Annotated in this window: 28 protein-coding genes; 15 read left to right on the forward strand and 13 right to left on the reverse strand. The window is 63.9% G+C overall.

The genetic code is table 11. The annotated features are described in order from the left end of the window. Window positions 1-42 precede the first annotated feature (42 nt). Window positions 43-414, reverse strand: a complete 372-nt coding sequence (locus tag BN1233_RS36785) for a hypothetical protein (RefSeq protein WP_046868636.1) — start codon at window positions 412-414, stop codon at window positions 43-45. 506 nt (window positions 415-920) lie between these two features. Then, on the reverse strand, window positions 921-1,343 hold the full coding sequence (hpf, locus tag BN1233_RS36790; protein ID WP_046868637.1) for a ribosome hibernation-promoting factor, HPF/YfiA family: 423 nt from the start codon (window positions 1,341-1,343) through the stop codon (window positions 921-923). A 117-nt stretch (window positions 1,344-1,460) separates the two neighbouring features. On the opposite strand from hpf, the gene BN1233_RS36795 reads away from it, so the two are divergent. The 6 genes from BN1233_RS36795 to BN1233_RS36820 all read left to right on the forward strand — a co-directional run bounded on the left by BN1233_RS36795 (window position 1,461) and on the right by BN1233_RS36820 (window position 6,023). Next, on the forward strand, window positions 1,461-1,658 hold the full coding sequence (locus BN1233_RS36795) for a CsbD family protein (RefSeq protein WP_046868638.1): 198 nt from the start codon (window positions 1,461-1,463) through the stop codon (window positions 1,656-1,658). Window positions 1,659-2,263: 605 nt separating this feature from the next. Beyond that, window positions 2,264-2,602 carry a hypothetical protein gene (locus BN1233_RS36800; RefSeq protein WP_046868639.1) on the forward strand — a complete coding sequence of 113 codons (339 nt, stop codon included), beginning with the start codon at window positions 2,264-2,266 and terminating at the stop codon, window positions 2,600-2,602. A 226-nt stretch (window positions 2,603-2,828) separates the two neighbouring features. Beyond that, window positions 2,829-3,035, forward strand: coding sequence for a hypothetical protein (locus BN1233_RS36805; protein ID WP_052764094.1), 207 nt, complete (start codon window positions 2,829-2,831; stop codon window positions 3,033-3,035). A 3-nt stretch (window positions 3,036-3,038) separates the two neighbouring features. Continuing rightward, window positions 3,039-3,584 (forward strand): cupredoxin domain-containing protein, encoded by a 546-nt coding sequence (locus tag BN1233_RS36810; RefSeq protein ID WP_046868640.1) that lies wholly within the window; start codon window positions 3,039-3,041, stop codon window positions 3,582-3,584. Beyond that, complete coding sequence (locus BN1233_RS36815) at window positions 3,571-5,202, forward strand: cbb3-type cytochrome c oxidase subunit I (protein ID WP_046868641.1); 1,632 nt, start codon at window positions 3,571-3,573, stop codon at window positions 5,200-5,202. Before BN1233_RS36810 ends, BN1233_RS36815 begins: the two co-directional genes overlap by 14 nt. 2 nt (window positions 5,203-5,204) lie before the next feature. Next, the gene (locus BN1233_RS36820) at window positions 5,205-6,023 is read left to right on the forward strand and encodes a c-type cytochrome (protein ID WP_048709076.1); all 819 of its coding nucleotides are present in this window, start codon (window positions 5,205-5,207) and stop codon (window positions 6,021-6,023) included. 156 nt (window positions 6,024-6,179) lie between these two features. Here the strand turns inward: BN1233_RS36820 and BN1233_RS36825 are convergent, their stop codons facing one another. From BN1233_RS36825 to BN1233_RS36875, 11 genes are all read right to left on the reverse strand, one after another. Next, complete coding sequence (locus BN1233_RS36825) at window positions 6,180-6,722, reverse strand: YqhA family protein (RefSeq protein ID WP_048709074.1); 543 nt, start codon at window positions 6,720-6,722, stop codon at window positions 6,180-6,182. A gap of 84 nt (window positions 6,723-6,806) precedes the next feature. After that, window positions 6,807-7,634 (reverse strand): slipin family protein, encoded by an 828-nt coding sequence (locus BN1233_RS36830; RefSeq protein WP_082145871.1) that lies wholly within the window; start codon window positions 7,632-7,634, stop codon window positions 6,807-6,809. Continuing rightward, a complete protein-coding gene (locus BN1233_RS36835; protein WP_244470890.1) occupies window positions 7,631-9,040 on the reverse strand; it encodes an NfeD family protein in 1,410 nt (469 codons plus the stop codon). The genes BN1233_RS36830 and BN1233_RS36835 overlap by 4 nt, the downstream gene beginning before the upstream one ends. A 229-nt stretch (window positions 9,041-9,269) precedes the next feature. Further along, window positions 9,270-10,058 (reverse strand): 2-keto-4-pentenoate hydratase, encoded by a 789-nt coding sequence (locus BN1233_RS36840; protein WP_046868643.1) that lies wholly within the window; start codon window positions 10,056-10,058, stop codon window positions 9,270-9,272. Between the two features lie 11 nt (window positions 10,059-10,069). Then, the gene (locus BN1233_RS36845) at window positions 10,070-11,044 is read right to left on the reverse strand and encodes a quinone oxidoreductase family protein (RefSeq protein WP_046868644.1); all 975 of its coding nucleotides are present in this window, start codon (window positions 11,042-11,044) and stop codon (window positions 10,070-10,072) included. Between the two features lie 239 nt (window positions 11,045-11,283). Then, entirely contained in the window at window positions 11,284-12,069 is a 786-nt protein-coding gene (locus BN1233_RS36850; RefSeq protein ID WP_046868645.1) for an ATP-binding cassette domain-containing protein, read from the reverse strand. 1 nt (window position 12,070) lies between these two features. Beyond that, entirely contained in the window at window positions 12,071-13,213 is a 1,143-nt protein-coding gene (locus tag BN1233_RS36855) for an ABC transporter permease (protein WP_046868646.1), read from the reverse strand. Between the two features lie 63 nt (window positions 13,214-13,276). Continuing rightward, on the reverse strand, window positions 13,277-14,164 hold the full coding sequence (locus tag BN1233_RS36860; RefSeq protein WP_425311783.1) for a sugar ABC transporter substrate-binding protein: 888 nt from the start codon (window positions 14,162-14,164) through the stop codon (window positions 13,277-13,279). A 197-nt stretch (window positions 14,165-14,361) separates the two neighbouring features. Further along, the gene (locus BN1233_RS36865) at window positions 14,362-15,477 is read right to left on the reverse strand and encodes a Gfo/Idh/MocA family protein (RefSeq protein ID WP_046868753.1); all 1,116 of its coding nucleotides are present in this window, start codon (window positions 15,475-15,477) and stop codon (window positions 14,362-14,364) included. A 738-nt stretch (window positions 15,478-16,215) separates the two neighbouring features. Then, window positions 16,216-16,626 (reverse strand): nucleotidyltransferase domain-containing protein, encoded by a 411-nt coding sequence (locus tag BN1233_RS51420; RefSeq protein ID WP_046868648.1) that lies wholly within the window; start codon window positions 16,624-16,626, stop codon window positions 16,216-16,218. A 210-nt stretch (window positions 16,627-16,836) separates the two neighbouring features. Continuing rightward, a complete protein-coding gene (locus tag BN1233_RS36875; protein ID WP_244470889.1) occupies window positions 16,837-17,823 on the reverse strand; it encodes a substrate-binding domain-containing protein in 987 nt (328 codons plus the stop codon). Window positions 17,824-17,877: 54 nt separating this feature from the next. Here BN1233_RS36875 and BN1233_RS36880 point away from each other — a divergent pair, with 54 nt between their 5' ends. From BN1233_RS36880 to BN1233_RS36920, 9 genes are all read left to right on the forward strand, one after another. Next, window positions 17,878-18,573: an ABC transporter permease gene (locus BN1233_RS36880; RefSeq protein ID WP_046868650.1), complete on the forward strand. Its 696-nt coding sequence runs from the start codon at window positions 17,878-17,880 to the stop codon at window positions 18,571-18,573. 5 nt (window positions 18,574-18,578) lie between these two features. Then, a complete protein-coding gene (locus BN1233_RS36885; protein WP_046868651.1) occupies window positions 18,579-19,301 on the forward strand; it encodes an ATP-binding cassette domain-containing protein in 723 nt (240 codons plus the stop codon). Then, entirely contained in the window at window positions 19,274-20,107 is an 834-nt protein-coding gene (locus BN1233_RS36890; RefSeq protein ID WP_046868652.1) for an ABC transporter substrate-binding protein, read from the forward strand. The genes BN1233_RS36885 and BN1233_RS36890 overlap by 28 nt, the downstream gene beginning before the upstream one ends. After that, complete coding sequence (locus BN1233_RS36895) at window positions 20,107-20,928, forward strand: molybdate ABC transporter substrate-binding protein (RefSeq protein WP_046868653.1); 822 nt, start codon at window positions 20,107-20,109, stop codon at window positions 20,926-20,928. The genes BN1233_RS36890 and BN1233_RS36895 overlap by 1 nt, the downstream gene beginning before the upstream one ends. Further along, complete coding sequence (locus tag BN1233_RS36900) at window positions 20,925-21,134, forward strand: TOBE domain-containing protein (protein ID WP_046868654.1); 210 nt, start codon at window positions 20,925-20,927, stop codon at window positions 21,132-21,134. The genes BN1233_RS36895 and BN1233_RS36900 overlap by 4 nt, the downstream gene beginning before the upstream one ends. A gap of 28 nt (window positions 21,135-21,162) precedes the next feature. Then, window positions 21,163-21,657, forward strand: a complete 495-nt coding sequence (gene tsaA / locus BN1233_RS36905; protein ID WP_046868655.1) for a tRNA (N6-threonylcarbamoyladenosine(37)-N6)-methyltransferase TrmO — start codon at window positions 21,163-21,165, stop codon at window positions 21,655-21,657. A gap of 181 nt (window positions 21,658-21,838) precedes the next feature. Continuing rightward, window positions 21,839-22,801 carry an iron ABC transporter substrate-binding protein gene (locus tag BN1233_RS36910; RefSeq protein WP_082145872.1) on the forward strand — a complete coding sequence of 321 codons (963 nt, stop codon included), beginning with the start codon at window positions 21,839-21,841 and terminating at the stop codon, window positions 22,799-22,801. Further along, complete coding sequence (locus tag BN1233_RS36915) at window positions 22,798-23,811, forward strand: FecCD family ABC transporter permease (RefSeq protein ID WP_046868656.1); 1,014 nt, start codon at window positions 22,798-22,800, stop codon at window positions 23,809-23,811. The genes BN1233_RS36910 and BN1233_RS36915 overlap by 4 nt, the downstream gene beginning before the upstream one ends. Beyond that, window positions 23,808-24,569 (forward strand): ABC transporter ATP-binding protein, encoded by a 762-nt coding sequence (locus BN1233_RS36920; protein ID WP_046868657.1) that lies wholly within the window; start codon window positions 23,808-23,810, stop codon window positions 24,567-24,569. Before BN1233_RS36915 ends, BN1233_RS36920 begins: the two co-directional genes overlap by 4 nt. Window positions 24,570-24,986: the final 417 nt, after the last annotated feature.

Consider the following 24,986-nt stretch of genomic DNA (forward strand, 5'->3'; position numbering starts at 1 on the left):
TCCGAAGATCAGCGTCCCATGACTCCCCCGGCATGCCTTGGCTCATTGCCCGGCCGGCGCCTCACCCATAACCCGGGCAACCAGGATCTCGTTCACCGAGAATGCGAGCATGGCTTCGCGGTGATCCTCCATGATTGTCTTGACCGTGACCAGGAGGTATTTCTCCTCGAGGGCCGCACGCAGCTTGAGTTCCGGAATCTTGCACCGCCCGAAGGCGATTCGCGCACTCGCCTCGACTTCGAGAAACTTGGACAATTCGAGAGCCCGTTCCGAAACGCATTTCGACCAGACGGCATAAGTGGGCATTCCGACGATCGCCGAATACCGCTCTTCGACATCGTTGTCCGTTTCAGCCCTTGCAGCCGTGAAGAATGTTGTAGCGACGCAGAGTGCGAGGAGTGTGCTTCTCATCATAGCGTCACAAAATCCGGTATCGGGAGCGGGTCAAGCACTCCTTATGGCGGATACCGGGCCATCGTGATCGCCCTCGGTTTCGGGTGATCAAGTACGGCAAAGGAAGAAGTGACACACTAGGCAAAGGGGTGCAGCGAGCGGCTCATAATGATGGAGCGAGTCCGCTGCGCGTTTCTGTCGCTCGCGCAATTGGCGCGTCGATGCATCTGCCTCTCTCGTCATCGCGGGTGGAGTGAATTGATTCCGGTACGCGGCTCCAGTCTGGATTGCTTCGCCTTCGGCTCGCAATGACGGGGTATGTCCGGATTCTGTTTCGGATTCCGACAGTGCTCATCGCGCACCCATGCCGCTCATCGTCCTTGCGAGCGGAGCGAAGCCATCCAGGAGCGCATCCGTCGACGGGTAGATTGCTTCGCCTCCGGCTCGCAAGGACGGATATAGAGATCCAATGGGTTATAATTCACCCCACTCCCGGAAGGTTCTTCGGCGCGCGCGTACCCACACGCTCAGAAGCGTTCCTCTTCCGCCACTTCATCACCGAGAGATGATGTCGACGCCACCGCGATCGGGCTCGCGCCTCCTCGCAGGACCACGTCCTTGTCCAACCGCTCGGCCTTGTCTTCGCGAAGCTCGCGCTTCGTCCTCCGGAGTTGCTTCGCAACCTTTTCAAGAGCGGCGTTGAACGCGAGATAGATATCCTTGTCCCTGGCTTCGGCGCTCTTCATCGGGAGGGCGCCCATCTGCATGTTCACGGAGCAGCGATACGTGATCCCGTCCTTTGTGAAGTGAACGGCAGCGGTATTCAGTCGCCCGAAATATTTACTGGCGACGCGCAGAATATTCTCACGCGCATAGTCGGGGAGCCTGTCGCCGAGGTGAACGTTCGAGCTTTGGATCGTAATTCCCTTGTCTACGCTCTCCAGCCTCATGCCAACCTCCAGGTGTTTCTACCAGGCTCGGACAACTCCGCTCGTGAGGAGTGCTCGACTCATGGAACTTCCCCCGCTTCTGCCACTTGCTTTCCGCAGACATCCCGGGAGGGAGCCATGAGTTGGGGTCACATCAGAGCAAACTGGAAGCAGTTTCAACGCTATGCCAAGATACGCTGGGATAGGCTCACGGATGAGGACATGGCCCGTATCAAAGGACATCGTGAGGCCCTCATCGCCTGTCTGCAAGAGCGCTATGGCTATGCTCATGAGCGGGCCCAGGAGGAGGTCCGGGATTGGGAGCATCATCTTTAGCGATGTCCTCATCGCTCACGCCCGGTTGCCACGTCCTAGGCAGCACGTCATTCCTCCAATGGGGGCTGGCCGTGGGCGCCTGTCGAAGTCAATCTGCTCTCCAGCTATACGACATGAGTCGCAAATCCTGCCGCGGACCTGCCGACAACAGAAATCGATGCTCACCATACGCTAAGCTGAGACTTACCCGAGTGCCGCCGGGGCGATTGCGGCAGGTTGCTCCCATGAGTTCATGACGACCTCCGGTTTCGCAGGAGGGCCAAAAGAGCAGACGTCATAACAAGGCTCTGCCTGTTTCCAGAACCTGTCAAGTCGGCAATCGTAAACGTCATAAATCCGGCAAGTAACGGCTCTCCGGGAACGGGCCTCACCTTGGCCATTGCAAAGACCTCGCCAAGATTTTCACGTTCGAACGATCTCTTGTTCTGGCAAACCTGTTTTGAACGTCCCGTAGCCCAACCCGGCCGCCGTGCCCCCATTCACGGACCATACCTTTCACCAAGTTGATCCAGGTCAATGTCCGCTCTGGCTATCCGCAGTATTCATAAACAGTGCCCAGCCGAGTCGATCGGCTTCAGATCCGACAGTCCAGACAGGTAGCCGTCATGTTCGGATTCAGCGTCTTTCACCCCTCGCGTGAATGTCCGGTCGCCCGTAGCGTCTATCCCAATGACCTGCTTCCCGAAGCTCAGGACCTGCTCTCCGCTCTCGCCGATGTCGAGCATCGCTATGAGACGGCCCATCAGTTCATGGAGCAATGGTCCGGGCCGGCCGACGTCAAGCAATCCTGCCTCGACACGCTTTCCGAGGCGCGCAAGCGCGAGCGCGGACTTCTCGTCCGGCAGCTTGCCGAACTCGAGCAGCGCTTGATTCCCCTTCCCGAGAAGCCATCCTCCCGTCGATCGGCTTTGGGTGAAGCGGCGTTCGCCTTTGCATCTCTCTGAGGGGTTCGCTCTGCGCCGGGACGGACCGCGCCTGACGGTGGCAAGCGTCGCCGCTGCGTGGAGCCGAATGACTCGATCCCATCTACGTCATCGTAGTTGGGAACGAAGCTTCGCCTTGCAAGTTATGGCTTCAATTCAAGCGCCGTGGCCTGTTCCGAACCCGGATCACCCGTAACGTCACTCGCCCCGGATTCGACGAGCGGGCCCTCCGCAGGGAGGAGCCTCGATGCCGGTTCCACTGCACCCGAATTCGCCGCCGGAAAGTGCCCTCCCTCTCGCAGGAGGTGACATCAGCGATGCCGCGCTGGAGCGCGTCATGCGCGAGGTCCCTCGCGGCGCCCTGGCGCTCTCGGGGTTGACGGTCGGGCTCCTCCTCCTCGCCTGGTTCCTGATGTATGCGTACGTGTTCCTACCCCGCGGCTCCGTGGGCTAGGCCATGCGCGCCGACACCGAACAGGACATCCTCAAGACGGAATTGTGGTGGACCGCCGTAGTGACGGTGATCGTCACGATCATCATGCTGGCGATCATCTATGCGGGCCTCGTCCACCACATCAATCCGCCGAGCAACATCGAGACGATCGATCCGAAAACGCTGCACCTCACGGGCGAGTTCACGGAAGGCAATCTCGGCACCAAGGTCGAGGCCGGCGACCAGGTGACGAGCCGCCTCGTCGCAACACAGTTCGCCTTTCAGCCCCAATGCATCGTCGTCCCCGCGGGCAGGACCGTGACCCTGCGCTTCGCGACGCCCGACGTCATTCACGGCATTCTCGTGACCGGCACCAACGTCAACGCGATGGTCGTGCCGGGCTATGTCAGCCAGGTCCATACCGTCTTCACCAGGACCGGCGATCTTCTGATGCCGTGCCACGAATATTGCGGGCTTGGACACAGCCAGATGTGGGCGACGGTGCGGGTCGTCCCTGAGAGCGAGTTCAGGCCCGGCCCGGACGGGAGGGCGACCTGTGGTGCACGCTAGACGCCTCATCCTCGCTCATCTGTGGGTGGGATTCGCAGCCTTCGCCATCGCGGCCGTGCTCGGCGTCTGGCAGATGTGGGCGCGAAGTCCCCTGCCTGCACCATTCCTCACGGCAGAGGCCTATTTCACTTCGGTAACGGCGCACGGCGTCTCGATGGCCTATGTGCTGACCACCTTCTTTGTCATGGGATTCGGCTATTACGTGGCCGAAACGGCCCTGGAGCGGCCGCTCCCCGCGCCGTTCCTTGCCTGGCTCGGTTTCGCGCTCGGCATCATCGGCTCCGTGATGGCGGCCGTCACGATCTTTGCGGGCCGCGCGACGGTTCTCTTCACGTTCTACCCGCCGCTTACGGCAAGCCCGTTCTTCTATATCGGCCTGGTGCTCGTCGTCGTCGGCTCATGGATCTGGTGCGGACTCATAATCCTGGCGATGATCGGATTCAAGCGCGCCAATCCGGGCATTCCGGTGCCGCTCGCCATGTTCGCGACCGTCGGGAATGCCGTCCTGTGGCTCTGGACGACAGTCGGGGTCGCGGCAGAGTTGCTCTTCCAGGTCATTCCCGCGGCTTTCGGTTGGAATGAGGCCATCGATGTGGGGCTCTCGCGCACGCTCTTTTCCTGGACGCTGCACGCGATCGTCTATTTCTGGCTGATCCCGTCCTACATCGCCTTCTACACCATGGCCCCGCAGGCTGCGGGCGGTCGGCTCTACAGCGACACGATGGGGCGGCTGACCTTCATCCTTTTCCTGATCTACAGCCTGCCGGTCGGCATGCACCACCTGTTCATGGACCCGCAGCAATCGAGCGCCTTCAAATTCCTGCAGATGAGTTTCACGGCACTGGTTGCTGCGCCGACCCTGCTCACGGTCTTCACCATCTCGGCCTCGATGGAGATCGCAGGGCGACTGCGCGGCGGACGAGGCCTTTTCGGCTGGATCGGAGCCCTGCCATGGGACCGCCCCATGGTGCTCGCCACCGGGCTTGCCTTCTTCATGCTATGGTTCGGCGGCGGCGGCGGGCTGATCAACATGTCCTACGGGATGAACGCCATGGTCCACAACACGTCGTGGGTCACGGCTCATTTCCACCTCATCTTCGGGGGCACGGCGGTAATCATGTATTTCGCCATCGCCTATACGATCTGGCCGACGCTCACAGGGCGTATGCCGGCCTCGGTCCGACATCAGCGTCTGCAACTCTGGCTCTGGTTCATCGGCATGATGGTCATGACCCTGCCATGGCATTATCTCGGCCTGCAGGGGCAGTGGCGCCGTGTCGCCACGTTCAACTATGCCGACCCCATCATCGCCGCCTGGGGGCCGTGGGTCGTCGTCTCGCTGGTTGGAGGCGTGTTCCTTCTGGCGAGTGCCGTGCTGTTCATCTGGAATCTGCTTGAATTCCACCGTGCCCGAGCCGTGACGACGATAGGCCTTCGTCCGCTCTATGCCACGGCCGTGCACCCTCCGGAGCGGGTGCCGGCCGCCCTCAACGGCTTCGCGCTTTGGAACGTGCTCGTCCTCGTTCTCATGGTGGCCGCCTATGGCTACCCGGTTGCCCAGTTCTTCGTCATCGATGCCCCAGAGGCGATCGTGCATCGCGTGGATGAAAGGGGCTGAGCATGAAGCCTGCCGAACTGCGCGAGATCGACAAGCCCTGGCGCATATGGGCCAGCGTCATCATCATCTCGCTCCTGGCTTTCTCGATCGTGTTCGGCTTCCTGATCCTGCCGATCGTGCAAGGCAGGTCTGCTGGCATTGACGCGTATACCGCGATCTGCCGCGCCGTCGGCATCCTGCCCGGCTCACCGGCCGTGGGGCAGCCGTCGAGCGAAGCGCAGGCGCAACCGGCGACGCAGGTCGCGTGGAGCCCGGATCTCATGCGTGACCTCGGCCAGCCGTCCCAGGCCGGTGCGGAGGTCGCGCAGGCCTGCGTGGCCTGTCACGGTGAGCGCGGCATCGCGACCGATCCCGCGAACCCGAACCTTGCCGGCCACTCCGCAGTCGCGATCTACAAGCAGTTGCACGATTACAAGAGCGGGAGCCGCGTGAACGAGATCATGACCGGTATCGCGCAAGGATTGGACGATCAGCAGATCATCGACGTGGCAACCCATTTCGCCTCGAGCACGAAACGCGCCCTCGACCCGACGACGGCGGAGGTCGTCGACGAGGATATCGTGCGCCTCGTCGAGCGCGGCGACCCGAGCCGCAGCCTTCCCGCCTGCAATGCCTGTCATGGCGGCACGGCAGGCGGTCCCATCGAGACCCCGACGCTTTCGCACCAGAACAAGGATTATCTCGCGCGCCAGTTGCGGGCCTTCAAATCGACGGACCGCCGCAACGACATCTATACGCGCATGCGCAGCGTCGCCTCGAAGCTGACGGATCGCGAGATCGACAAGCTCGCCAATTTCTACGCGACGACGCTCAGTTATTAATGGGCTCTGACATGGCGTGTCGCGGGTGCGATGCGCTGCCGCTTTCGCCGCACTTCCGCTCTTGCGAGCCGCAGGCGAAGCAATCTACCCGTCGACCGATGCGCTCCTGGATGGCTTCACTCCGCTCGCGATGACGGAGAAAGCACATTCTCCGGGTCAATGCCTGGACGTTTTCCGCATTGGCACCGCCTCTACGTCTTGATCCGTGCGGCTCGCCTCGGTGTCCTCCGTTGATCGACTCCTGCCGAGGAGGCGAAGCGCGGCCGCGATTACCAGCACCGACAGCGGCATTGTGAGCGCATTCAGGTTGAGATGATCCATACCACTCGCCATGTCGGTTGCAAAATCCACGACTAGATAGACCAAGATCGCTTCGACGAGGGTGTGTTTCAGCTCGTTGATCGTTCTCACCTGCATCCAGGCCGGCATGCGCGCCCGTACAGTTTCGGGGAGATCGAAGACAAAGCCGAACGTGATCGCGTAAGCGAAGATGATGAGCACGACGCCGAACAGGAAGGCGTCCGTCGCCGCCATGACGGCCGGAGTGATAGAGGCCGTATCCGCTTCGGCCAGGAGGACCTCGCCGAGCGCGGTCGCGAGCTTGACCCCACCTTTCCAGAACATCAGAACGGCTCCGAGCGCCGCGCCGAACGAGGCAAAAAGCATGACGAGGCGCAATGACAAGGCGATGCGGAGCATGGGATGCCTCCGACGCGGATGAGCCGAGCTGATCCCGGGTCGAGAGAGGAGCGTAGCAGACTTTCGGACAAGCACAGCGCATCATCACCCAAGCCGTCGGGCCACAGGCTGTGGTGTCGCCTCGTCGGGCTGCTCGGCAGCTGATGTGTCTGAGGATGTGGCCCGTGCGGCGCCGAGATGCGTCAGGAGGTCAACCGGCAGCGGGAAGACCACCGTGGAGGAGCGGTCACCGGCAATGTCGTGCAAAGCCGCAAAGTAGCGCAACTGCATGGCGCGGGGCTCCTGGGCCAGTGATCGGCCTGCCTCGACGAGCTTTTCCGCCGCCTGTTGCTCGCCCTCCGCGTTGATCACCTTGGCTCGCCGGAGACGCTCGGCTTCCGCCTGCTTGGCAATCGCGCGCACCATGCTCTCGTTGAGGTCGACATGCTTGATCTCGACATTCGTCACCTTGATGCCCCAGGCATCCGTCTGCTGGTCGAGAATCTGCTGGATGTCCGCGTTGAGCTGATCGCGTTCGGCGAGCATCTCATCCAGTTCATGCTTGCCCAGCACCGACCGCAGCGTGGTCTGGGCAAGCTGGCTCGTCGCGGCCATGAAATTCTCGACTTTGATGATGGCCCGCTCGGGGTCGACGATCCGGAAATACAGGACCGCGTTGACCTTCACCGAGACGTTGTCGCGCGAGATGACATCTTGAGACGGGACGTCCTGAACGACCACCCGCAGATCGACCCGCACCATCTGCTGGATGAACGGAATCAAGATGATCAGGCCCGGTCCCTTCACGCCCGTGAAGCGGCCCAGTGTAAAGATGACGCCACGCTGGTATTCCCGGAGCACGCGGACCGAGGAGGCCAGGAAGGCGAGCACGAGCAGCGCGAGAACCAGATAGGCGAGATAATCGAAGATCATGGTGTTTCTCCCGGCCTGTTCGCTGTTCCCGAAGAGCGGCGCACGACGAGCGTGAGGCCGTCGATGCCCGTCACCTCGACGCAGTCGCCCCGTGCGAGCGCCTTCCCGCCGCGAGCCTGCCAGCGTTCTCCGTGGGTGAGCACGTGGCCCGCATCGCCGGACCAGTCGAGCACCTCGGCGCGCTGGCCCAGCATGGCCGGAGCGCCGGTTCGCACCGGTCGACGCCGTGTGCGCCAGACATAGGACAGAGTCAGGGTGAACAGGCCGAAGCACCCTGCGGCCGCCGCAGCGATGGCAGTCCACGACAGCTGAAATTCCGGCTGGCTCGTATCGATGAGGATCGCCGATCCGAGCACGAAGGCTATGAGACCGCCGATCCCGAGCACTACGGTCGGCGTGAACGCCTCCGCGATCAGGAAGGCGACGCCAAGAACCATGAGGGCGAGGCCCGTGTAATCTACCGGTAGCATGTTCAGGGCATAGAGGCCGAGCACGAGACAGAGCGCGCCGATGACGCCGGGCGCAATGACGCCGGGATTGCTGAACTCGAAGATCAGGCCGAAGAGTCCGACGATCACCAGCAGAAAGGCGATGTTGGGATCGGTGATGACTGCCAGTAGGCGAGCGAGCCAGCCCGGCTCCAGGATCTCGACCGGCAGCCCGCTGGTGTGCAGGCGCCGGCGCTCGCCAGCGACCTCGACCTCCCGGCCGTCGATTCTGGCGAGGAGTTCCTCGGGTGTACGGCTCACGAGATCGATGACGTGCCGGTCCAGGGCCGCCTGGGCCGAAAGCGTAGCCGCCTCCCGGACGGCCTCCTCGGCCCATTCCGCATTGCGCCCCCGTAATTCCGCCAGGCTGCGAATGAATGCAACGGCATCATTCGTCACTTTCGCGGCCATGGGATCCTGGGATGCGGCAGGCTTCGCCTGATCCTTATCGTCCTTGTCGCTGTCGCTGTTTCCCTCCCGACCTGACGGGAGCCCGGGCAGCCCGCCGATCTGCACCGGGGTGGCGGCTCCGAGATTGGTGCCGGGCGCCATCGCGGCAATATGCGTCGCATAGAGGATATAGGTGCCTGCGCTCGCTGCATGGGCTCCCGAGGGAGCGACAAACCCGACCACCGGCACCGGTGAAGCCAGCACATCGGCGATGATCTCACGCATGCTGGTTGCGAGTCCTCCCGGCGTATTGAGCTGCAGGATGATGACTTCGGCGCGGCGCTCGCGCGCGGTGGCCAGTGCAGTGCTGACATAGCGCGCCGTGGCGGGCCCGATCGCACCGGTGATGTCAACCAATGCGGCGAACCGACCCTCCCCGTCCTCGCGAGCGCTGACGGAGGCACCGGCAAACAGTGCCGCCAATACGAGGGCAGCAGCCACAATCAGGCTTCGACGCGGCGGATGCACAATTGCCTCCATTCGCCGCTATGTCAGGGCATGCTCACTGTATCATGAAACCCGCCATCTCCAATAAAGCGCACTTCATCGAACGAATGGCGTAGTCCGACAGGAATGGCGCGGATGGAGTTTCGTGTCTCATCAGTCGAGCATGCGGACGCCCGCCGGCAAGCCCGCTCACCCGCGCCGCGATATGCTCATCGTCGTGATCTCGGCGCAGCGTAGGGCGATCTCGACCTCATAGGATCCTGACCGAAACCTCGCCGAGTATCCCGAGGCTTCCGAACACCTCGTCGCCGCCTGTGATCTCGATGGGGACCGTGCAGGTTCCGGTCGTCACCACCTGTCCGGCCTTCAGCGTGATGCCGAGTTGCGACAGCTCGTTCGCAAGCCACGCCAGGGCGAGGCGCGGATCATCGAGCACATTGGCTCCCTTGCCTTCACGCTCGAATCTGCCGGCCACACGGCCCAAGACCTTGTGCTCGGCGAGATCGATCGTCCGCCACTCGGCCGTCGATGGCGGTCCGAGCACGAACAGGTGAGCGCAGGCATTGTCGGAGATGAGCTGTGGCGCTCCGACGGTTGCAAAATCCTCGAATCGGGAATCCGATAGCTCGATGGCGGGATGAAGGGAATCGACCGCGGCGAGCACCTCCTGCGGCGCGTAGGACGTGCTGCGCGGCGGCAGGTCCCGTCCCATCCGGAATGCGAACTCGATTTCGGCGACCCGCATGTGGTTCGCGCCGAGCGGAACCGCAGCACCGCTCTCGATGACGCGTTCCAGCAGGATGCGGCCCGCCATCGGCCCATCGACCCCGATATGCACCTGACCGGCTCGGCTGGTGGCCGCAATCTTCCAGCCGAAGACCGGCGATGCGCTTCGCTCTTCCAGGTGAGCCTGGATGGCGTAGCCTTCGGCCCGGGTCGCGGGCCTGAGATCGGGCGGCAACGCCTGCAATCGGCGGCCGTTCTGCCAATGATCGAACAACAGGGCAGAGGCTGCGAGAGTCTGGTCGGGTCCAAGCATCGTCGTTTTTCTCATGGCACGAGCAGGAGCGGCCCCGCCGCACGTCGGGATTCGAGTTCTTCGTGAGCGGCCGCCGCTTCGGCGAGCGGGAAGGCTTTTCCGGGCTGCGCGGTCAGCGCGCCCCGCGACAGGACATCGAACAGAGCGGTCGACATCCCTTCGAGCTTCGCCCGGTCCGCGACGTAGTGAAACACCACGGGCCTCGACAGCGCGTTCGAACCCTTGGACAGCCGGGCAACCTCGAACGCTGTGACGCTCCCCGACGATTGTCCGAAATTCGCCAGATGACCGAACGTGGCGAGCGAGTCCAGCGAGCCCTCGAAGGTGTCGCGGCCGACCGAATCGTAAACAATATCGACACCACGCCCATCGGTGATCTCACGAACACGCTCGACGAAGTTCTCCTCCCGGTACAGCACGACGTGCTTGCATCCGGCAGCGCGCGCGATTTCGGCCTTCTCGGTGCTTCCCACGGTGCCGATGACGGTCGCACCGAGATGGCTCGCCCATTGGCAGAGCAGGCGCCCCACGCCGCCCGCCGCGGCATGTACTAGGACGAGATGCCCGCGCTCGATCCGATACACTTGGCGCACCAGCATCTCGGCCGTGAGGCCCTTCAGGAGCACCGTCGCGGCGAGCTTGTCGTCAATCGCGGCCGGGAGACGGATCGCGATATCCGCGGGCAGGAGGCGTTCCGAGGTGTAAGTGCCGTAGCGGGCCGTCACATACGCAATTCGGTCTCCGGCGGCGAATCCCGACACTCCGGGGCCGACCTCCTCGACCACGCCGGCTGCCTCGATCCCGGGGATGCCCGGCAAGGACAGCGTCCGATACAGGCCGGAGCGCACATAGACGTCGTGAAAGTTTATGCCGACTGCAGTCTGACGGATGCGAAGCTCCCCGGGTCCAGGCTTGCCGACCTCGATGCTTTCGCTCCGCAGGACCTCCGGCCCACCATACTCCCGCAGGACAATTGCTTCCGCCACGTGTCGCTCCTCGCCGAAGTCGCCGACATTCCGATTCGGGGACGACTATTGCAGTCTCGGGCGGCGTGTCACCCCCGGCTTCTATTGCGAATCGCAGCCGGCGCGCACAGCCCTTTCCGCCGCCTCACCGTCCTTGCGAGCCGCAGGCGAAGCAATCTACCCGTCGACCATTGCGCTCCTGGATTGCTTCACTGCGTTCGCAATGACGATGAGGGCTGCAGCGATGGTATGCAACGCGATCAAACCGTCCCGCCGAGCTCGTGCGACAGCGTCTGCAACTCCTTGCCGCCAGCCATGAGGTTCTGCAAGGAGTCGATCTGAATTTCGGATTTGGTGAAGGTGCCGAGCGTCTTGCCCCGGTTGAGAACCGTGAAGCGATCGCCCACCGCATAGGCATGCCGCACGTTGTGTGTGATGAAGATGACGCCGAGGCCCTTGCTGCGCACCTGGTGGATGTATTTCAGGACCATCGAGGTCTGCGCCACGCCGAGCGCCGACGTCGGCTCGTCGAGGATCAGCACCTTGGCGCCGAAATAGACCGCACGGGCGATCGCCACGCATTGCCGCTCGCCGCCCGAGAGCGTTCCGACCGCCTGGTGCGGATCGCGGATATCGATGCCGATCTTGCGCATCTCGTCCCGCGTGACCGCATCGCAGTGATCAAAATCGACGAAGCGGAACGGACCGAAGCCGCGGGTCGGTTCGCGTCCCATGAAGAAGTTGCGCGTCACCGACATGAGCGGGATCATCGCAAGATCCTGGTAGACGGTGGCGATGCCCGCATCCAGAGCATCGCGCGGCGACGCGAAGGTGATCGGCTGGCCTTCGACGAGAAACGCGCCGGAGGTCAGGCGATGCACGCCCGAGAGGGTCTTGATCAGCGTCGACTTGCCGGCGCCGTTATCGCCGAGAAGGCACAGCACCTCGCTTCGCCCGACCTTCATCGACACGCCCGAAAGAGCAATGACGGAGCCGAAATGCTTGACGAGGTCTCGCACCTCGATGAGAGGGTTTTCGTCCGGCATTTCAGCGCTCCCCGGTCACCTTCTTGCGGATGAAGTTGTTGAACAGGACGGCGAGCAAGAGCATTCCGCCCAAAAAGACCTGGAACCAGTCGGAGTCGAAGCGGGTGTACGTGAGGCCGATCGATACCATGCCGAAGATGATGGCGCCGAAGAACGCACCGATCGCCGAGCCGTAGCCGCCGGTGAGGAGGCAACCGCCGATCACTGCTGCAATGATGGCCTCGAACTCCTTCTGGAATCCGCGCCGCGCATCGGTCGAGCCGGCATCCAGCACCGTCAGAATTGCGACCAGCGCCGCCGCGCAGGCGGTGAGCATGAACAGGCCCGTCTTCACGCGGTTGACCGGCACGCCGGAATTGCGTGCCGCGTTGGCGTCCCCGCCTGACGCGAAGATCCAGTTGCCCGTGCGGGTCCGCAGGAGCACCCATGTGGCAATCGCCGCGAACAGGATGAACCAGATGATCGAGATCGGCACGCCCGTGACGGTCGGAGCGCCGTTTGGGAACTTGGCGATGACGTCGTGCGAGGCGAGCCAAGAGAACAGACCCTCGAAGGCGACGCCGGAGAAGAGTTCGCGCACCAGCCCTTCTCCTGCCTGATCGCCGATGCCGCGCAGCTGCGTCGAGCCGCCCGTCACCCATTTAAGGCCGACCAGGGAGAGGCCCCGCAGGATGAAGAGGAAGGCGAGCGTCACGATGAAGGAGGGGAGTCGCGTGCGGATGACGATCTGCCCGTTGATGCCGCCGAGCAGCGCCGCGAACACGAAGGTCAGTGCAATCGCCACGAGCAGCGGCAGGCCCGAAAGAACGATCAGCGTGCCAAAAATCAGACCCGCGAAGGCCACCATCGAGCCGATCGAGAGATCGAATTCGCCGCCAATCATCAGGAGCGCGGCCGCGATGGCGAGAATGCCGAGCTGCGCCGCCGGCGACAGGATGTTCATGACGCCGGCGAGCGTGAACATCGAGGAATCGGCGGTCGAGAGAAAGAAGATCGTCACCAGGATCAGGCCTGCCGCCGCGCCCAGTTCCGGGCGGCGCATGACCTGGGTGACGAACGAGGTCTTTCTCAGGCGCTCGTCCGCTGCGACGGGTTTCGAAGTCGCTGAGCTCACGCCCAGGATCGGCTGGCTGATCTGCGCCATGAAGCCGCCTCCATTCGACAGGAGATCGAAGGCCCGCGGGACGATCCCGCGGGCCGTTGTCGTTCAGCGGATGCCTTTGGCGGACAAATCCACGACTTGGGCGGCCTTCTCCTTGGTGATGAGGTTCGGGCCCGAGGCCACGTCGCTGGCCGGGATGAGGCCATATTTGGCGTAGTTCGCCAGGAACACCACCGGCAGGTAACCCTGAAGGTACTGCTGCTGATCTATGGCGAAGGCCGCCTCGCCTGCCGAGATGCTCTTGAGGAACCCGGCCGACATGTCGAAAGTGCCGACGTTGATCTTGCCGACCTTGCCGACGTCCTTCACCGCGGCAAGCGACGGCTCGCCGGCGGTCGCGGCGCCAAGGCACATGATCGTGTCGACATCGGCATTCGCCTGAAGTGCCGCCTTGACCTTCGCGCGCACGTCGGTCGGGTCGTTCGAGACCGGCACCACCGTCACCTTCCCCCCGAAGCCGTCGGTAAAGCCCTTGCAACGCAAATCGAGCGCCACATTGCCGACCTCCTGGTTGACGCACAGGCCGACCTTGCCTCCGAGCTCCTTCAGCTTCGCACCGCCGGCCTTGCCGGCAACATATTCGTCCTGGCCGACATGAAGCAGCGCACCGAGCGACTTCGACACGTCCGAGCCGGAATTCATGGAGATCACCGGGATACCGGCAGCGACAGCCTTCTTGATGGAGGCGCTGAGCGCTGAAGGATCGGCGATCGACACGACGAGCCCGGCCGGGCTCTGGTTCACAGCCGCATCGATGAGCTGGCTCATGGCAACCATGTCGAAGGTCTCCGGTGCACGGTAATCGACCTGCACACCGGTCTCCTTAGCGGCTGCGGTCACGCCGTTCTTGACCACCGACCAGAACGGGTCGTTCGCCTGCCCGTGGGTCACCACGATGATGCGGGGCGTCTGTGACTGAGCCTGGCTCTGCATTGAGGCGCTGGCAAGCAGCGCTGCGGTCACGATGCCTGAGAAGACTGCAACTTTCCTGAAAAGACGCTTCATGGTTTCCTCTCCTCTTCGCCGAATCCAGTTGCTTCGGTTTCGACTTCCGTTGGGCGTGCTTTCCGCGTGGCGTCTCAGCTTGACTCTGACGGCACGCAGTCGGGCTGCGCAATTGCTTCCAAACTTCAGGACACCACCTTCCATTGCCGCTCACGCGACGACACGAGGGCGGTGTCGATGACCTTCTGGATCTCATAGGCCTCGCGGAGATCCGGACCGCGAGGCTCTCCGCCATCGATGGCCTTGAGAAAGTCCGCGACCTCGATCGTCTTCAGATCGTTGAAACCAAGCTGATGGCCCGGCGCGACGCAGAACAGGCCATAGGGATGATGCTGCGGGCCGGTCTCGATCCTAAGAAAGCCGCTATGGCGAGGGTCACGCCCGGCGCGGTAATAGTGGAGCTCGTTCAGGCGTTCCTGGTTGAACACGAGCGTTCCCTTCGTGCCATTGACCTCGAAGGCGAGATGCATCTTCCGGCCCGTTGCCACCCAGTTCGCCTCGATCGAGCCGCGGCAGCCTCGTGCAAAACGAACGGTCAGGCGTGCGATATCGTCCACTTCGATCGGTCGGCGATCCGCGGAACCCCGCACGGGTCGAGTCTTCACAACCGTTTCGAGATCGGCCATGACTTCCTCGATCGGGCCGAGGAGAAAGCGGGCCATGCAGATGATGTGGCTGCCGAGATCGGCAATCGCGCCGGCCCCGCCGCTCGGATCGAAGCGCCAACTATACGGGTGCTCGGGATTGCTCATGTAATCCTCGGCATGAATGCCGCGGAAACCGGTGATCTCGCCGAGCTCTCCATTGGCGATCATCTCGCGCGCCAATCCGAGCAGCGGGTTCTTGATGTAGTTGTAGCCGACCTGAGTGACGACACCGGCAGCCTCCGCGGCCTCCATCATGTCGCGCGCATCGCGTGCATTCGGCGCGATCGGTTTTTCGCAATGAACATGCTTGCCGGCAGCGACGGCCGCGAGAGTCATTTCACGGTGAAACACATTCGGTGTCGTGATCGAGACGATCTCGACCGCAGGGTCGGCAACCAGAACCTTCCAGTCGGAGGTGTAACGCCGAAAACCAAGCTGCTGGCACGCGCCCGCGGCGGCCTTCTCGTCGATGTCGGCCACGACCTCGAGTTCCGGCCGCAACCCGGGGAAGATGCCCGATACCGCGCGATAGGCCAGGGCATGCGCCCTGCCCATGAAACCTGTCCCGATCACTCCGACGCGAATTGGGCGCATCTCCTTGCCTCCCCTGAGAGCCGGGACGGAATGATCGGACTCAACGCTCCCGGAGGAGCCCATGAGGGGATTTGAAGCTGGCTCGGCTCCCGAAAGGAGCTTGAGCCGCCTGTAAGAGGGGGAACCGCGGAGATACTCTGCTATGGGATGGCGGCTGCCCCCGATACGAGCGAGCGGACCGCGCCAATTGCGCCATGCCTTCCTCCCATTCGCCTGCCCGCCACCGGATCTTTTTTGTTTTTATTTCTATAAAGTTACTCGTGCTTCGTCAATGTTCCCCGGCTTACGCTGCACGCGACCATGCAGCCGATCGGGCCAAGCATTGGTGATGCTCGGAGTGTTACGAGATGTCGAAGCCACTGGTTGCAGACTTCACGCGCTGTTCAGCAGCTTCGAGCATATCAGCTTGTACCCTGTCCGAGCACAACGCCATCTGGGAACTGCCCGGAAGATGTGCACGCCGCATGATGCCAAATCTCGGCGCCGGCACCCCTCACCCGCCCCTTCAGAGCGGCCTCTCCCGCAATGGGCGAAGTGGAAATATGGTGCTGCGAACACATCACATTTGGGTTCGTTCTGCCAAATCGGGGCGACCTCTCCCGTCGAGGGGAGGTGAAGCGCTGTCGGCTTGCACATCACCTCTCCCCTGGCGGGAGAGGTCGGCTGCGCAGCAGCCGGGCGAGGGGGAAAGTCTGCGCTGTATCACGACATGCGTCAACTACTCTGATCTGTAGCGACTTATATGTTCGCAAGCATGTCTTGTTGCCGGCCGCCGAGGCCTCCAGGTGATTTCGTCAATCGGGCAAAATCGGTTGTTGCGCGCGCAAGCAGGATTGCGGAACAATCGTGTGAATGCTGAAACCTCGATCCACGTGCGTCGCTCATCCGAGCACCACTGCCTGCATTGCGACCTGTGCCACGAACTGCGGCGTCCGCTTCGATGTGAGCAGGAAAGTCGAGCAGCAGGTCGATATCGCTGTCGAATCTAGTCTCACCGCGAGCCGTCGACCCAGACAGCAGGAAGCGTCCCCCTTTCGATCGGGCGTATTGGCGAAGGTGCTCGGATATCGCGCGAACGGCCGAGGCCCTAGCGAAGCGATCCAGGCGCGCATCCGTCGTCGGGTAGATTGCTTCGCCTTCGGCTCGCAATGACGGAGGTGGGGCGGAAAGGGCAGTGCATCACTCCCGCGGCGCGCAAGGACGGTAGAGGATCCAGCGCCTGCTCTCGTTTCCGAGTGTGCCTTTCCCTCCCTCAGACCCACTTCGTCATTGCGAACGGAGTGAAGCAATCTACCCGTCAACGGATGGCTCGCCTCGCCCGCGGCTCGCGATGACGGAGAGCGGCTGGAACCTTGGTGATTATGAATTAGCAGCGTACCCGATGGCTTTTCCCAGCCGCTGTGCAATCTTCTCGGTGAGTTGATCCAAGAAGCCGGAGAGTTCGGTCCGCACGGCGAAGTGGTAAACTTCATGGCCGATCGGCAGGAAGTCGAGCCCGAAGCGTTCGGCTACCGCGCGCACGCCCATTCCGGCATCGGCGGCCCCCGAAGCGATCACGGCGGCCACCGCCTGATGCGTGAACTCCTCCTGCTCGTAACCCACAACGTCGGAGGGAGACAGACCGGCCCGTTCGAGCAAGGCGTCGAACCATAGGCGGGTCCCCGATCCGCGCTGCCGGTTCACGAACCGCGCTTTGCTGCGGGCAAGATCCTCGACCGAATGGACACGAAGCGGGTTGCCGGGCGCGAGCATCAGTCCTTGCTCCCGCGTGAAGAGCGGCCGCACGACAAGCCTGCGGTTGCGAAACAGCGCATCGTAGGGTGGCGTGCGTGTCACCTCCATGTCGCCGGCATGGAAGCCGGCTGCATCGACGCGAGCGTCCAGGAGGCGCTCGACGGCTTCTCGGCTGCCGACAACCGTGATCTCGGTATCGGGCAATGCCTCCAGCACGCCCATTAGGAGGGGGTCATGGCTGAGCGCCAGCCTGATCCGGGGTGACGTGGTTCCCGTGAGCGCGGCAAGACGCCCCTCGAGCGCTCGTTCCTCCTGGGCGATCGAGGCCTCGAACAACTCGAGGGTCGCCGAGAGGGCATCGCGCAGAGCAGCCCCGGTTTCCGTGAGGACGCTGCCGTGGCCCTTGGTCTTCACGGCCACGGGCCGCCCGAGGGCGGCGTCCAGCGTCACGAGACGGCCCCAGGCCGCGCGGTAGGACAACCCCAAGCGCTCCGCGGCCCCCCGCACCGATCGCTCCTGGGCGATGGCGTCGAGGAGGGCGTGGCTCTGCCCGAGCGCGATCTCGTGATCGTTGATGGTGATGAGACCGCCCAGCCGGAGTTCCACACGCATATGCATATCAGTTCATATTGATTCGGCAGGACGCTGGATAGCATATCCGCATCCATGGTGCAGACCCTGACCGATGCCATCCTGCTGCTCGGCGCGCTCGATCGCGAGGTGCTCTCGATCGCGGCCCTGTCGCTGCGCGTCAGCCTCACGGCGGTGGGACTCGCCTGCCTCGTCGGCCTGCCTCTGGGAGCCTTGATCGCGATCGGCCGGTTTCCTGGGAAGCAAATCACGATCACCCTTCTGAATGCCTTCATGGGCCTGCCGGCGGTCGTCGTCGGGCTCGTCGTCTACCTGCTGCTTTCGCGATCGGGGCCGCTCGGCGCCCTCGGCCTGCTGTTCACGCCGCGCGCCATGATCATCGCGCAGACGATTCTCGTGACTCCTCTCGTCGCGGCTTTCAGCCGGCAGATCATTGAGGACGCGGATCGCGAGCTCGGTGAGCAGCTCCGCTCCATGCGGCTGTCGACATGGCAGCGAGCCAAGACGCTGATCTTCGACACGCGCTTCTCGCTCATCGTCGCAGTCCTGGCCGCCTTCGGACGCGCGGTTTCCGAAGTCGGCGCGGTCCTCGTCGTCGGCGGGAACATCGTCGGCTTCACGCGCACCATGACGACGGCCATCTCGCTCGAGACGCAGAAGGGCGACCTGCCGCTCGCGCTCGCACTCGGATTCGTGCTCATCGGCATCGTCATCGTCGTGAATGTCATGGCCTCCGCGCTCCGCGGCCATGCCATGCGCGCCTACGGATAGGGCCGATGGTGCCGATCCACATCGAGGGGCTGGTCTTCCGTCCGGGGGGGCGAACGGTGCTCGATGGACTTTCCGCGTCCATCACACCGGCCGGCGTGACGGCCGTGATCGGCCCGAACGGAGCCGGCAAGAGCGTGACGCTCCGCATGATCGACGGAGTTCTGCGTCCCGATGCCGGGTCGATCCGCTTCGGTGATCGCTCGCCACAGGATGTCCGGCGCGCCTTCGTTTTCCAGAAGCCGGGCCTGATCCGCGGAACCGTCGCCCAGAACGTCGCGCTCGCGCTCGCTCCCCTGCGCCTGTCCCGGAGCACGGTTTCGACACGGGTCGAGGCGGCACTGAATCGTGTCGGCCTCGGCAATCGTGCCCGGGATGCAGCCCGCAAGCTGTCCGGCGGCGAGCAGCAGCGGCTCGCTTTGGCCCGCGCGCTCATCGTGGAACCGGAACTGCTCCTTCTCGACGAGCCGACGGCCAATCTCGACCCCGGCGCGACCGAGGCCATCGAGGAGATCATCGCTGCGACGGCTCAGGCCGGCACCAAGGTGCTGCTGGTTTCCCATCATCTCGGGCAGGTCGCACGGCTCGCGACCGACGTGCTCGTGCTGTCACAGTGCCGGGCCGTCGAGCACGGCCCGGCCCAATCCGTCCTCACCGCACCGCGCACCTCCGAGGCGCGGGCCTACCTCAAGGGAGAGTTACCGTGGACATCCTTCGCCGTGGCGTGCTGAGACTCGCCGCTGCCGCCTTAATCGCACTTCCCGTCCTGGCCCATGCGCAGGAACGCTCGATCACCGTCGCATCGACGACGTCGACCGAGCAGTCGGGCCTCTTCAAGCATCTCCTGCCGGCCTTCACGAAGAAGACGGGCATCGAGGTCAAGGTGGTCGCGGTCGGAACCGGTCAGGCGCTCGATATCGGGCGTCGCGGAGACGCCGACGTGGTCTTCGTGCACGACAAGGCCGCGGAGGAGAAGTTCGTTGCGGAAGGCTTCGCCACCAAGCGTCAGGACGTGATGTACAACGACTTCGTGCTCGTCGGGCCGAAGAGCGACCCTGCCCATACGAAGGGCAAGGACATCCTAACCGGGCTCCGCAAGGTCGCGGAAGCGAAAGCGCCGTTCATCTCGCGCGGCGACAAGTCGGGCACGCACGCAGCGGAGCTGCGTTACTGGAAGGATGCCGGCATCGATCTCAATGCCTCGAAGGGCGACTGGTACAAGGAAATCGGCCAGGGCATGGGTCCGGCCCTGAACACGGCCTCCGCGCAGAACGCCTATGTGCTCTCCGATCGCGGCACCTGGCTGTCGTTCAAGAATCGCGGCGACCTCGCCATCCTCGTCGAAGGCGACCAGCGTCTCTTCAACCAATACGGCGTGATGCTCGTGAACCCGGCGAAGCACCCGCACGTCAAGGCTGCGGAAGGCCAGGCCTTCATCGACTGGCTCGTCTCGCCGGAGGGACAGAAGACCATCGCGGACTACAAGATCGACGGCGAGCAGCTCTTCTTCCCGAATGCGAAGCCGGAGCAATCCTGATGCGCAGCATTCTCGTGGCTCTGGCGCTCTCGGCGGTCATGGTGCCCCGGCCGGGCGCCGCCGCCGAGTCCGTGCGGCTTCACGCGGCCGGGAGCCTGCGTGCCGCGCTGACCGAGATCGCACAGGCCTTCGAAGCTCGCGAAGGAGCCCGGGTCGAGGGTAAGTTCGGCCCTTCGGGCGTGTTGCGCGAGGAGATCGCCAAGGGTGCGCCGGCGGAGGTGTTCGCTTCTGCCAACATGGAGCATCCGCTGTCTCTATCCCGTGACGGCAAGGCGGGACCCGTCGTCCTGTTCGCCCGCAACCGCCTCTGCGCTCTCGCGCGACCCGACTTCGCGGTGGATCCGGCCAATCTCGTCGACCGCATGCTCGACCCACAGGTGAAGCTCGGCACCTCGACCCCGAAGGCGGACCCGTCGGGCGATTATGCCTGGGAGGTCTTCCGCAAGATCGAGCGTCAGCGCCCGGGCAGCTTCGCCGCGCTCGATGGCAAAGCCCTGAAACTCACGGGCGGCGCGGCGAGCCCCACGCCGCCGTCCGGCCGCACGATTTATGGCCTCATCGTCGAGCGCGGGGACGCCGATCTCTTCCTGACCTATTGCACCAATGCCCGCGTGGCTGCGGACGAGATCGCGGGCGCCCGGGCCCTGCAACTGCCCGACGATCTCGCCGTCGGCGCGGATTACGGCCTCACGGTCGTGAAGGATGCCTCGCCGGCTGCTTACCGGCTTGCGCTCTTCATCCTTTCGCCCGATGGACAGGGCATTCTCGCGCGTCACGGCTTCAGTGCGCCGACATTGCCCGCTCCGGAGGATCGATCATGAAACTGAGTGCACGCAATCAGCTCGAGGGCACCGTCGTCGAGGTCCGGAAGGGCGTGACAACGACTCATGTACGGCTCGACATCGGTGATGGTCGCATCGTCACCTCTGCGATCACCAACGAGTCCGCCGAGGAGCTGGGGCTCGAAGTCGGCAAGAAGGCCTATGCGGTCATCAAGTCCAGCGACGTCATGATCGCCGTCGACTGACCGAGCCAGGGAGGCGGAGCCAATCGACATGACCGTCAGCGCTGCCAATCGCGAGGGCATTCGCCCTGGCGAAGTCGCTATCGACTCGCCGGCTCCGGACGATGCGTCGCTCCATTTCATCGGCCGCATCCGCACGCCCTGGGCCTCCCGTCTCGAGTGCCCACGCCAAGGACGGGCCGATGGTCCGGTCTGCCGAATCGAAGTGTTCGAGCCCTGGGTCGCGGCCCTCGACGGGATTACGGCGTATCAGCGCATCGAGGTGATCTACTGGATGCATCTGTCCCGCCGAGACCTCGTCAGCCAGAGCCCGCGCTCGGATGGAACGACAACCGGGACCTTCGCACTCCGCTCACCGGTGCGGCCGAACCCGATCGCAACCGCTCTCGTCGAGCTTGTCGGCGTGGAGGGCTCGACCCTCCTGGTGCGCGGGCTCGATTGCATCGACGGCACGCCGCTCCTCGACATCAAGCCCGATCGCTGCGCATACACGCCGCTCGCACCCGAGAAGTCTAGCGATGCGTGACCTTGCAGATCAGCGTCGCGGCCGGCGGCCGGGCTGAGCGGAGCCAGCTCCCGTGAGCGCCAGGTGGACTTCCGCGCCAGAGCCAAATTGTGGGGCAGAGACTCCCTGCCCCGGCCCCACCCGGCGTGTCCTTCTCGGCGGATTTGCAACCCTCGCCAGCCTGCAGTCTGCCCGGGCGCAGATGTCTACCGTTCTCGATGGCGCCAACCGCGCCATTGCGATTCCACCGCGGGTTACCCGCGTTTTCCCGGCCGGTCCTCCTGCCGCGATCGTGCTCTACACGCTGGCTCCCGACCTGCTTCTGGGCTGGCCGCGGGCGAACCGACCGGAGGAGCGAGAGTTTCTCCTGGCCGATATCGGCGCCCGACCGGAACTCGGGCGTCTCACTGGGCGAGGAAACACGGCCAATCTCGAAGTGGTGCTCAGCCTTCGGCCCGATCTCATCCTCGATGTCGGCACCATCTCGGACACGTATGTCTCGCTCGCCGATCGGGTGCAGAACCAGACCGGAATTCCCTACGCGCTGCTCGACGGACGGTTCGAAGCCACGCCTCGGATGTATCGAACACTCGGCGCCCTGGTGGGACGGGAACGGAAGGCCGAGGAACTGGCGAGTTCCTGCGAGCGCACCATCGCAACGATCCTCGATCGGATCTCCGATATCCCGGACGATCAGCGGCCCCGCGTCTATTATGCCCGCGGCCCGCGCGGTCTCGAGACGGGCCTCGGCGGCTCGATCAATGTCGAGACGATCGAATTCCTGAAGGCCCGCAACGTGGCGGGAGGGACCCGCGGGGGGCTCGCCACTGTTTCCATCGAGCAGGTGCTCGCCTGGGCGCCGGACGTGATCGTCACCATCGATCGTGATTTTGCGACGAGCGTCAGGTCGGATCCAGTCTGGGCCTCCGTTCCGGCCGTGCGCAACGGGCGGGTGCATCTCTCGCCGAAACTCCCGTTCGGCTGGGTCGACTTTCCTCCCTCGGTCAATCGGTTCATCGGATTGTGGTGGCTCGCCAAGATCCTCTATCCGGAGCGCTTCCCCGAAGACCTTCGGCCGATCACCAGCGAGTTCTACGCGACCTTCTATCACGTGAGCGTCAGCGACGAGCAGATCGACCGCATCCTGGCAGGACGAGATGCGTGACCCGGTCCGCTGCCAATGGGCTGATCATCGCCTCGGTGTTTCTTCTGGTCGGAATCGGCGTCGCTTTCGCGTTCGGGCGCTTTCCGATTTCCCTTCCTGATCTCGGCCGGGTCCTGTGGGCAAGGCTCACCGGAGTCCCGTCCGGCCTGCCGCCTGCAGTCGAGAGCATCGTTTTCCAGATCCGGGGACCGCGGGTCCTTGCGGCCGTTCTGGTCGGCAGTGCGCTCGCCACGGCCGGCGCCGCATTTCAGGGCCTCTTTCGTAACCCGCTCGTCTCTCCCGATATTCTCGGCGCCTCATCGGGCGCCGCCCTCGGGGCAGTACTCGGCATTTATCTGTCGTTCGATGTGTTCGGCATTCAGGCGCTCGCCTTCGCTGGCGGTCTCGTAGCCGTGGCCATCGTCTATCTCGTGGGCTCGGCGATGCGCGGCAGCGACACGATCCTGGTGCTTGTCCTGACGGGAATCGTGGTCGGCTCTCTGCTCGGGGCGGGCATCGGCCTCATCAAATACGTCGCCGATCCCTACAACCAGCTTCCCGCCATTACCTTCTGGCTTCTCGGCAGCCTCGCGGCCGCGAATGCCACGGATCTTCTGCCCCTGTCCGTACCGATCCTCCTCGGCATCGTGGCTCTGCTGATTCTGCGCTGGCAGATGAATGCGATGTCGCTTCCCGAGGAGGAGGCGCGCACACTCGGCGTAGCGACAGGCCCCTTGCGAATTGCCGTCATCACGGCCGCCACGCTCGTGACGTCGGCGAGCGTCGCGGCGGCCGGCATCATCGGATGGGTCGGGCTCGTCGTGCCTCACCTTGCCCGGTTTCTCGTCGGCCCGAGCTTCCCACGCCTCCTGCCAACGGCGGCGATCCTCGGCGGCGGGTATCTGCTCGTCATTGACACCCTGGCGCGGACCATGGCCGAGGTCGAGATCCCGCTCGGCATCCTGAGCGCCATTGTCGGAACCCCGTTTTTCATCGGATTGCTGCGGTCCGCACACCGGAGCTGGTCGTGATCCTGGAAGCACGCAATCTTGCCATCGGCTATGGCTCAAGGGTCATCGGTCGCGGGCTCAACCTCAAACTCACCGAAGGCCTCGTGGTCGCGCTGCTCGGCCCGAATGGCGGCGGCAAGACCACGTTGCTGAAGACGCTCCTCGGCATCCTGCCGCCGCTCGGTGGGGAGGTTCTCGTCCAGGGACAATCTTTATCCGCCATACCGATCCGCGAGCGGGCGCGTCGGATTGCTTACGTGCCTCAGGTCCATGCAGGCACGTTCGCCTTCACGGTCGAGGACGTGGTGCTGATGGGGCGCAGCGCGCATCGCAGCGTTCTGACGGGCCCTTCGCTGAAGGATCGCGACATTGCCCATGCCGCCATGATCCGGCTCGGAATCGCGCATCTGGCGAGCCGCCCCTACACCATGATTTCCGGCGGCGAACGCCAGCTCGCTCTGATCGCCCGCGCCCTGGCACAGGAGCCCCGGATCGTGATCCTCGACGAGCCGACGGCGAGCCTCGATTTCGGCAACCAGGGCAAGGTCATGCGCGAGATCCGCGCCCTCGCGGAGGCTGGCCTCGCGGTCGCCTTCTCGACGCATGACCCCAACCATGCCTTGCGCTATGCCGATCAGGCGGTACTCATCAGGGATGGGCGCTGCCTCGCCAGTGGAAACGCCCGTGAGGTGCTTACCCGGGATCGTCTCGGAAGGCTCTACGGTGCCGACGTCGCAGAAGTCCGCAGCGAGCTTGCGCACGCTTTCCTTCCGGGATGAGGCTCGCCGGACTCTCGAGCCCAATATCCGGCCCGGATTCCGACGCATGCGGTTTGTCCGACTTGATGGGCCGCGACGGCTTCCCTGAAGCAGCCGCGGTCCCTCCTATGCTGCGCACCTGTGCGCTGGCGCATCGTGTGGAAAGGTGGCCTCACTTTTCCGCGTCGAACGATGCGCCGCTCGAGGACCAATCCGATACTCGCGCACGCCTTCGCCAGCAGCCAGCGCAAGCCCTGCAGGCTGGGTCGGCGGGACTGACCAGGGCCACGGTGAGCGCTCCGGGCGGCTCGGCTTAACCCAGGACTACGTTCGCGGATTTCTCGGCTTGCTTGTCCAGGCCCCGTGCTCATGCTATGCGCCGCTAAGCAGATACGTCCGCGCTTGGGCTTGGATCGTCTATCGGCTGCTGTCGACTAG

It is taken from the genome of Microvirga massiliensis (assembly GCF_001006805.1).
In the GTDB taxonomy this organism is placed as follows: Bacteria; Pseudomonadota; Alphaproteobacteria; order Rhizobiales; family Beijerinckiaceae; genus Microvirga; species Microvirga massiliensis.